This is a genomic window from Mesorhizobium sp. M0701 (assembly GCF_040320365.1).
Classification (GTDB): domain Bacteria; phylum Pseudomonadota; class Alphaproteobacteria; order Rhizobiales; family Rhizobiaceae; genus Mesorhizobium.
In genome coordinates this window covers 21,973-28,838 of record NZ_JAMYPO010000062.1, presented here as the reverse complement: position 1 = coordinate 28,838, position 6,866 = coordinate 21,973, and the positions used below count along the sequence as shown (strand labels likewise).

At 60.4% G+C, this 6,866-nt stretch carries 10 protein-coding genes; 7 read left to right on the top strand and 3 right to left on the bottom strand.

The features are described 5' to 3' along the window. The 4 genes from NKI24_RS32925 to NKI24_RS36075 form a co-directional block, all read left to right on the top strand. Positions 1 to 419 (top strand): pentapeptide repeat-containing protein (locus tag NKI24_RS32925; RefSeq protein ID WP_352750423.1); only part of this gene is annotated, 419 nt, incomplete at its 5' end. A gap of 398 nt (positions 420 to 817) precedes the next feature. Beyond that, on the top strand, positions 818 to 1,168 hold the full coding sequence (locus tag NKI24_RS32920; protein WP_352750422.1) for a hypothetical protein: 351 nt from the start codon (positions 818 to 820) through the stop codon (positions 1,166 to 1,168). Positions 1,169 to 1,190: 22 nt separating this feature from the next. Then, a complete protein-coding gene (locus tag NKI24_RS32915) occupies positions 1,191 to 1,394 on the top strand; it encodes a hypothetical protein (protein WP_352453311.1) in 204 nt (67 codons plus the stop codon). Continuing rightward, entirely contained in the window at positions 1,348 to 1,593 is a 246-nt protein-coding gene (locus NKI24_RS36075; RefSeq protein WP_502898602.1) for a Y4oE-related protein, read from the top strand. The genes NKI24_RS32915 and NKI24_RS36075 overlap by 47 nt, the downstream gene beginning before the upstream one ends. Before the next feature lie 197 nt (positions 1,594 to 1,790). On the opposite strand, the gene NKI24_RS32910 is transcribed toward NKI24_RS36075, so the two are convergent. Beyond that, a complete protein-coding gene (locus tag NKI24_RS32910) occupies positions 1,791 to 2,042 on the bottom strand; it encodes a toxin-antitoxin system HicB family antitoxin (RefSeq protein WP_352466280.1) in 252 nt (83 codons plus the stop codon). Beyond that, complete coding sequence (locus tag NKI24_RS32905) at positions 2,039 to 2,467, bottom strand: putative toxin-antitoxin system toxin component, PIN family (protein ID WP_352453315.1); 429 nt, start codon at positions 2,465 to 2,467, stop codon at positions 2,039 to 2,041. Before NKI24_RS32905 ends, NKI24_RS32910 begins: the two co-directional genes overlap by 4 nt. A 193-nt stretch (positions 2,468 to 2,660) precedes the next feature. On the opposite strand from NKI24_RS32905, the gene NKI24_RS32900 reads away from it, so the two are divergent. Then, complete coding sequence (locus tag NKI24_RS32900) at positions 2,661 to 2,891, top strand: hypothetical protein (protein ID WP_352466281.1); 231 nt, start codon at positions 2,661 to 2,663, stop codon at positions 2,889 to 2,891. 23 nt (positions 2,892 to 2,914) lie between these two features. After that, positions 2,915 to 4,588 carry a recombinase family protein gene (locus tag NKI24_RS32895; RefSeq protein ID WP_352750421.1) on the top strand — a complete coding sequence of 558 codons (1,674 nt, stop codon included), beginning with the start codon at positions 2,915 to 2,917 and terminating at the stop codon, positions 4,586 to 4,588. Positions 4,589 to 4,645: 57 nt separating this feature from the next. Here NKI24_RS32895 and NKI24_RS32890 read toward each other — a convergent pair whose 3' ends face one another. Next, positions 4,646 to 5,548: a LysR substrate-binding domain-containing protein gene (locus NKI24_RS32890; RefSeq protein ID WP_352466283.1), complete on the bottom strand. Its 903-nt coding sequence runs from the start codon at positions 5,546 to 5,548 to the stop codon at positions 4,646 to 4,648. Between the two features lie 100 nt (positions 5,549 to 5,648). Here NKI24_RS32890 and NKI24_RS32885 point away from each other — a divergent pair, with 100 nt between their 5' ends. Then, on the top strand, positions 5,649 to 6,863 hold the full coding sequence (locus tag NKI24_RS32885; RefSeq protein WP_352466284.1) for a trans-sulfuration enzyme family protein: 1,215 nt from the start codon (positions 5,649 to 5,651) through the stop codon (positions 6,861 to 6,863). The last annotated feature ends 3 nt before the right edge of the window (positions 6,864 to 6,866 follow it).

The window sequence follows — 6,866 nt, the reverse complement described above, 5'->3', positions numbered from 1 at the left end:
GCGCCCGGTTCGACAGAATCGAGGCCTACAGGACCGACTTCAGCCGTATGGACGCGCAGGGCGCTGTGTTTGCGAGCGCGGAAATACAGCGCTCGAATTTCCAGGACGCCAATCTGACCAATGTTGATTTCACAAAGGCAGAATTGGGGCGTGCGCAGTTCCATGACGCCGATATCAGCGGCAGCCGCTTCTCGTTTGCCAATCTCGCACGGGCGGACTTCCGGGGAGCGACGTTCACCGCGCCGATAGACTTTGACCGCGCCTTTTTCTTTCTGACCCGTATCGAGGGCGTCGACCTTTCCAATTCGGTGGGTCTGTCCCAGTGGCAGCTCAACATGGCTTGCGGAGACGCCCGGACCGAGTTGCCTTCTGGCTTGACGAGGCCTGAAGATTGGCCCTGTCAATTCCAGCAGGAATAGTTGTCGGCAAGCGAACTGCGGCAATGCTGCGCCCGACAGGATGAAACTGAGAACCCCTATGTCATCGTTTGCGCTATATAACTTTTGCGACAGCCGGGAGCGGATGAATGGAATCGGGCCGTATTTCTCCCACTACCCACGCGGTCCGAGGCGGCAGAAATGGGGCCGAGCAGACCGTCCGCTGCTAGGGTACCCAGCACGCGAGCGGACATGCGAGAGCTCGGTGCGAAGGTCCGGGATCAGGCCCATTGCGGACGTACGTGTTGGTTCGCCTGTTGGCGCTGAAGCGCCCATTTGGGCCGCTAGCCGCAAATGTGCGGCGGCTCAAAAAAGCCGATTGTCATGCGCCAGCGGAACGCTGTGACAAGCGAACACCAGCGCCGCCACCGTTCTCTGGAATGAATTCGATCCCGGCCGCTTCAGGCTCGCTGGGATGCAGCTGCCGAGGAGGCTGGTTACACCCCGCGCTCAAGGCCGAGTGCGAGGCTGGCGACCGGGCACAGGATCTGCTGGAAGCGTTCTCAACGACCCCCGCTACGACTCTCGCCGGTGTGGCGGGCAAGCTCGATGCCGTGTTGCGCGAGGGCGAAGCCTGGGAGGAATGCTCCGTGTTCCCTTGGCCGCAAATCCGCTCGGCGCTCAGCGATCTGGTGCTCATCGCCGAGCAGACGATGCCGGAACAGTTCATTCGCGGCGAGCAGCGTCGCAAGCTCGGCAAGCGGCGGGCTGGCTGCTGTTTCCGCGCCTGAAAGACGAAGAAGGAGGCGAGCTATGAAGCCCATCCAACCCAACTTCCGGCTTCAGCCGAGAACCCCTCAACTTGCGCGAAGCGTCTGCCTCACGTCACCCTTCAACCGCCAGGAATTGCCAGCACAGAGCACTCTTGCGGCATCTCACCATCCGGCGGTGAGCGATCCCGATCTGCTGGATGCCTTCAACCGCGATGCCGCCGTGCACAAATGGACCGTGGCCTGAAGCTGCAGAGGCAGCGACAGCCCTGTGGGGAAAGACAGCCGCAACCGCAATCGCCTGGGGCGCCGTGTCGGCGCGTTGCGACGGGCGGACACAGGAGTATCGATTCTGGTTTCGGGTATTCGCCCATCTTCAAGCGGGTTCGCCCAATGCCGTGGCGGAAGCAGCGTCCGGCAAGGCTCGTCCAGACTCTTCCCGATAGATGGGGAGATTATGTCCGGCAAGAGAACTGCCCGCTAGTCGAGACGAAGCCGGACCGAAGCCAGCCCGTCAAGGCCAGAGCCGCTTCGCGGTGGCGCGTGCCGCGCCAGCCTTGACCGGCAGTTTTCGGCCCGGCGGACGCTTTGGACGCAGGCAAGCCTCCGGCACGAGCGATGCCGCTCCAACCCTCAGGGTGCACTACTCCGGCAGTTCGTCGCCCTTGATCGGCACCTTCCCTTTGCCGGCCCGCTTCAGGATGTCCAGCGCCTTGGGGATGTCGGCACGGGCAGCGCGTTCCTGAAAGTAGCTTTCCGTGCGCAGCGCCGAAAGCTTCTCGGCGACTGCCACATTGATGAACTGATTGAGCGGCACGCCTTCGCTCTCCGCCACCTTGCGCGCTTCATCGAGAAGCGAGAGCTGAAGCCGCAGTGCGAAATTGCTTCTCCTCATGTCTTTCTCTCCAATCGTCTCAGCGCCTCACCAGGCGACAGGACCATGATACCGAAGCGCTCGGCCACCTTGCCGAAGTCGCGTAGGTTGAACGTCACTATAGCATCCGCCCGTCCGTTGACCGCCGCTTCCAGCACCATGTCGTCGTCCGGGTCGCGAACGGCGGGTCGCCAGAGGAAGACAAGGCGAACGGGCTCGGCGACGGCCGCCACGGCATCTAGCAACGCGTTCACATCCTCAGCCGACAGGCCGGAAGCCTCAAGGTGCTCGGGCCTTGTCATGACCGCCTGGTACTCGATCATCAACGTCACCGAAGCGATGAGCGTCAGCCGGCGTTCCAAAGCCGCCACCAACAGTTGGCGCGAGGCTCCAGCGTCACTTCGGATCGCCGCCACCATGGTCGCCGTATCGAGAAGCAGTCTCATGCAAGCATATTGGATATCGCGTGCGATATTGCAATAGGCTCAAGCTTTGACAATTTGGCTTGGTTTCGGAATTCCCAAATCGCAGCGCGCAAGTATTTGCACGCCACCGTACGGACCGCGCTGCAACTGAACTTGTCTTGCCGATCATCACGCCGCTCAATGCCCTTGATCTACACAGAAGAGCGAGCATGCCATGGTGGACGAGGCCAAACCTGGGAACGACAGCGCAAGCCATGATTACAGTGCTGACACGTCGGCACCAGACATGGCTGAACGAGCCGTCCTGTCGATCGCCCGTTTGTTGGGTCGGCGGGTTGCTCGGGAGCATTTCGAGGAATTGCCGGCGGCCAACGACAACAAAGTTCATCCTCCTGAGAAAGCACCGTCAGAAGGGGAGGGTGGGGATGGCGGCGGCGGACATTAGCAACAGAGGCATAGGAGCGGTCCATGACCCGTGTCGCGCTGTATGCTCGTTACTCATCCGACAACCAGCGCGAAGCCTCTATCGAGGATCAGCTGCGGCTTTGCCGAGAGCTCGCGGCCAGGGAGAAGTGGACTGTCGTTGGAACCTATGCCGATGCCGCCCTATCCGGCTCAAGCATCATCCGTCGACCAGACATCCAGCGGCTTCCCGCCGATGCTCAAAGCGGGCAATTTGAGATCGTTCTAACCGAGGCACTCGATCGCTTGTCACGCGACCAGGAAGACGTTGCCGGCCTCTTCAAGCGGCTGCGCTTTGCCGGTGTCAAGATCGTCACTCTCTCTGAGGGCGCCGTGGACGAACTGCACGTGGGCCTGAAAGGAACGATGAACGCGTTGTTCCTACGCGACCTAGCCGCCAAGATCAGGCGGGGCCAAAGCGGCCGCATATTGAACGGCTACAACGCCGGCGGCCTCTCCTACGGCTATCGCGTGGTCAAAAAACTCGATGAACGCGGCGAACCGATCCGCGGTCTGCGCGAGATCGATGAGGATCAAGCCGAGGTCGTGCGTCGGATTTTTCGGGAATTCGCGGCTGGTCAATCGGCGGGTACGATAGCTGCAGGCCTCAACAGGGAAGGTATCCCATCACCCTTTGGGGGTGCGTGGGGCGCCTCGACCATCAATGGCAATCTCAAGCGGAGAAGCGGCTTTCTCTACAACGAAGCCTATATCGGGCTGCTCGTCTTCAATCGTCTTCAAATGCGCAAGGATCCCGAGACTGGGAAGCGCATCTCGCGGCCGAATCTGCCGGAAACCTGGCAGGTCGTTGAAGTGCCGCATCTGCGTATCATCGACGATGAGCTATGGGATGCAGTGCAAGCCCGCAAGAAGCTTTATGGAGGCATGAAACTCCATCACCGCCGACGGCCGAAGCACATGTTCTCGGGGCTCGTGCGGTGCGGCTGCTGTGGCGCTTCCTATACGGTGAAGAACAGGAACCAGCTTGCTTGTGCCGCGCACCGTGAGAAAGGCACTTGTACCAATAACAGAACGATCCGTGTTGGCGAGCTTGAGAAGCGTGTGCTGGAAGGCATCCAGCGGCGCTTGCTGGCGCCAGATGCCATTGCGGGCTTCCTTGCTGAATATCATGCTGAGCATAAGCGACTGAACGCCATGAACCGCGAGCGGCAAAGGGAAGTCGAAAGGCGGCATGCCGGCATCGACAGGCAGATCGCTAACATCGTCGATGCCATCGCTGAAGGTGTCGCGACGACCAGCATGAAATCGAAGCTACTGGACCTCGAGCGCGAAAAGGAGACTCTAGCCCGAGAGCTTCAGGCGATGGCGGCCGCGGAAAGCATTGTGGAGTTTCATCCGGCTGCGGTAACGGTTTACCGTCGGCAAGTATCCGAGCTCCAGGACGCGTTGCAATCCGACGAGTGTGAGCGGCACGAGGCGGCGAGGATCATCCGCTCACTGGTCACGGGGATCGAGATCATTCCGACGGAGGGTAGGGGACAGGTTGAGCTGAAAGTTCGCGGTGCGCTGGCGGAGCTTCTCAACCTGCCAAATCGTAAACCAGGAACAGCGCCTAGCGCTGCAGTGATGGTACCGGGAGAGCGCTGCCGCCTTCCCCACACTCATCGAACTCCCAGTTCCAATTTCGCTGCTGCGGCTGAGCGAGGCGCGCTATCCTAATTGCGGCCTGGCGGGTGACGGCATGGGGCCCAGAAGCCGACGTTCACGAAAGTGAAGTCAAGTTTGGACAGCCCCATCAATTTCCAATGCGATACGCATCAGCTGCTCGATAAAGTCGCTAACTACTCTCGATGGACGTCGGTTGGGTGGCAACAACAGAAGGGTTCGGAAGGAGATTCCCGGGAGAAATGGACGGAGGCTGAGGTTTCCGTTGAGATAGGGAAGGGCAGTTAAAGGATTGACCATTCCGCATCCAAGCCCCGCATTGACCATCGAGCAGATGGTGGTGGAATAGGGGGTTTCTAGAACCACTTTGGGCTTGATGCCGTGATCAGCGAAGATGGCCTCTGCTTCCCGTCTCGTAGTGTCCTCCGGAGCCAACGCGATGAAGGCCTGCCCATGGAGATCGGCGGGACGGATCACTTCCCTCTCCTCTAGCGGATGGCCCTTGGGCATGGCGATCGCGACCCGGTAGTTCCGGAATGGGTGGGCTTCGACGCCCGCAAGATCGATCTCGTCCGCCGCCAGGCCGACGTCGAACTGGCCGGAGGCGACGAGTTCTTTGACTTCCGAGGATAGCCTTGCCTGAAAGGTGATCGCAACGTCAGGGTGACGGTGTTGAAATGCCTTTAATGCCTTTGGCATTACATTCGTACTTAATGCGGAGAGACTTGCGATCCGGATTTCCCCCGAACCGAAGTCGCGAATCCGCGCCGCGGCCCCTTTCAAATGGATGAGGCCGGAGAATGAGGTCTCCACTTCCCTGAAAAACAGGTTGCCTTCTGCCGTCGGCGACATCCGTCCTTTGATGCGGTGGAAGAGCGCGAAACCGATGTCGCGCTCCAGTTCTTGGACGGCCTTGCTCACCGCAGGTTGTGAGATGCGTAGTATCTCCGCGGCGCGTGAGGCGGTTCCAATCGTCATCACGGCGTGGAAGACCTCGATCTGGCGAAGATTCATGGCGCACCTATAACCTGAGAGAATAGCACATCCCGATCTTGATATTGGACGGAATAGGTTTTGTCATGCTGTAACTGTCTCCAACACATGAGGAGCAAGCATGAACGATCTCACCCAATGCGTTGTGACCCCCAAAGTCAAAACAGACGGCTTCGAGGCTCTGGGTGCAGCCGTCCATCGGGCTTCGACGATCGTATTCGCGGATGCCGCAGCCTACGCCACTCGCGGCCAGCGAGGGCCTGACGGCTATTCCTACGGCCTCTACGGCACCCCGACGACGCGTACACTGGAGCAAAAGATCACTCAGCTCGAGCAGGGTCACCGGACGCTTCTCGCGCCATCGGGCCAGGCCGCAAACGCAATCGCAATGCTCGCCGTCCTCAATGCCGGAGACAAGGTACTGGTGGCGGACACGGCCTATCCCCCGGTCCGTGATTTTGTGAACACCGATCTGGCAAAGTTTGGCGTCCGAGCGGAGTACTACGATCCCACTTCGCCCGAGGGGCTCGAACGTCGGATCAACGGGAACACGAAACTGGTGTGGTGCGAGTCCCCCGGTTCGACGACCATGGAAGTCCAGGATCTGCCGCGGATTGCCGAGATCGCGCATCGGCACGGCGCGCTCGTCGGATTCGACAACACCTGGGCGACCCCTCTTAACTTCAAGCCCCTCGTACATGGGGCCGACATCGTGACCGAAGCGCTCACCAAATATATCTCGGGCCATTCCGACGTGCTGATGGGATCGATCACGGTGGCTTCCGAGCAGCTTTTCAACGCGCTCAAGGCGACTATGGGGCGCGCCGGGATCGGCGTTTCCCCCGACGACGCCTCTTTGGTGTTGCGGGGCATGGAGACTCTTGGCGTGCGAATGAAACACGCGCACGACGGCGCGACGGCGATGATCAACTGGTTCCGCGGCCACCCAGCCGTCGAGCGTGTGCTCTACCCCGCCCTGCCGTCTTGTCCCGGGCACGAATTCTGGAAGCGCGACTTCCTCGGCGCGAGCGGAGTGTTCAGCGTGGAATTGGTTCCCGAAGCACTGCTGCACGTGCCGGAGGCGCTCAATACGCTAGAGACGTTCGCCATCGGCGCCTCGTGGGGTGGGACACGCAGCCTCGTTGCCCCCATGCCCGTGAAGAGCAACCGCTCCGCGACGACCTGGAGTGGGCAGGACCTCCTTCTGCGGTTCAGCGTGGGGTTGGAATCGCACGACGATCTCATGGCCGATCTCGAGAAAATGTTGGCCCAAATCCAAGCACGGATCGACGACGAGCGGTTCGGCAAAGAAAACATCCGGCAATCAATGCTGTGAGTG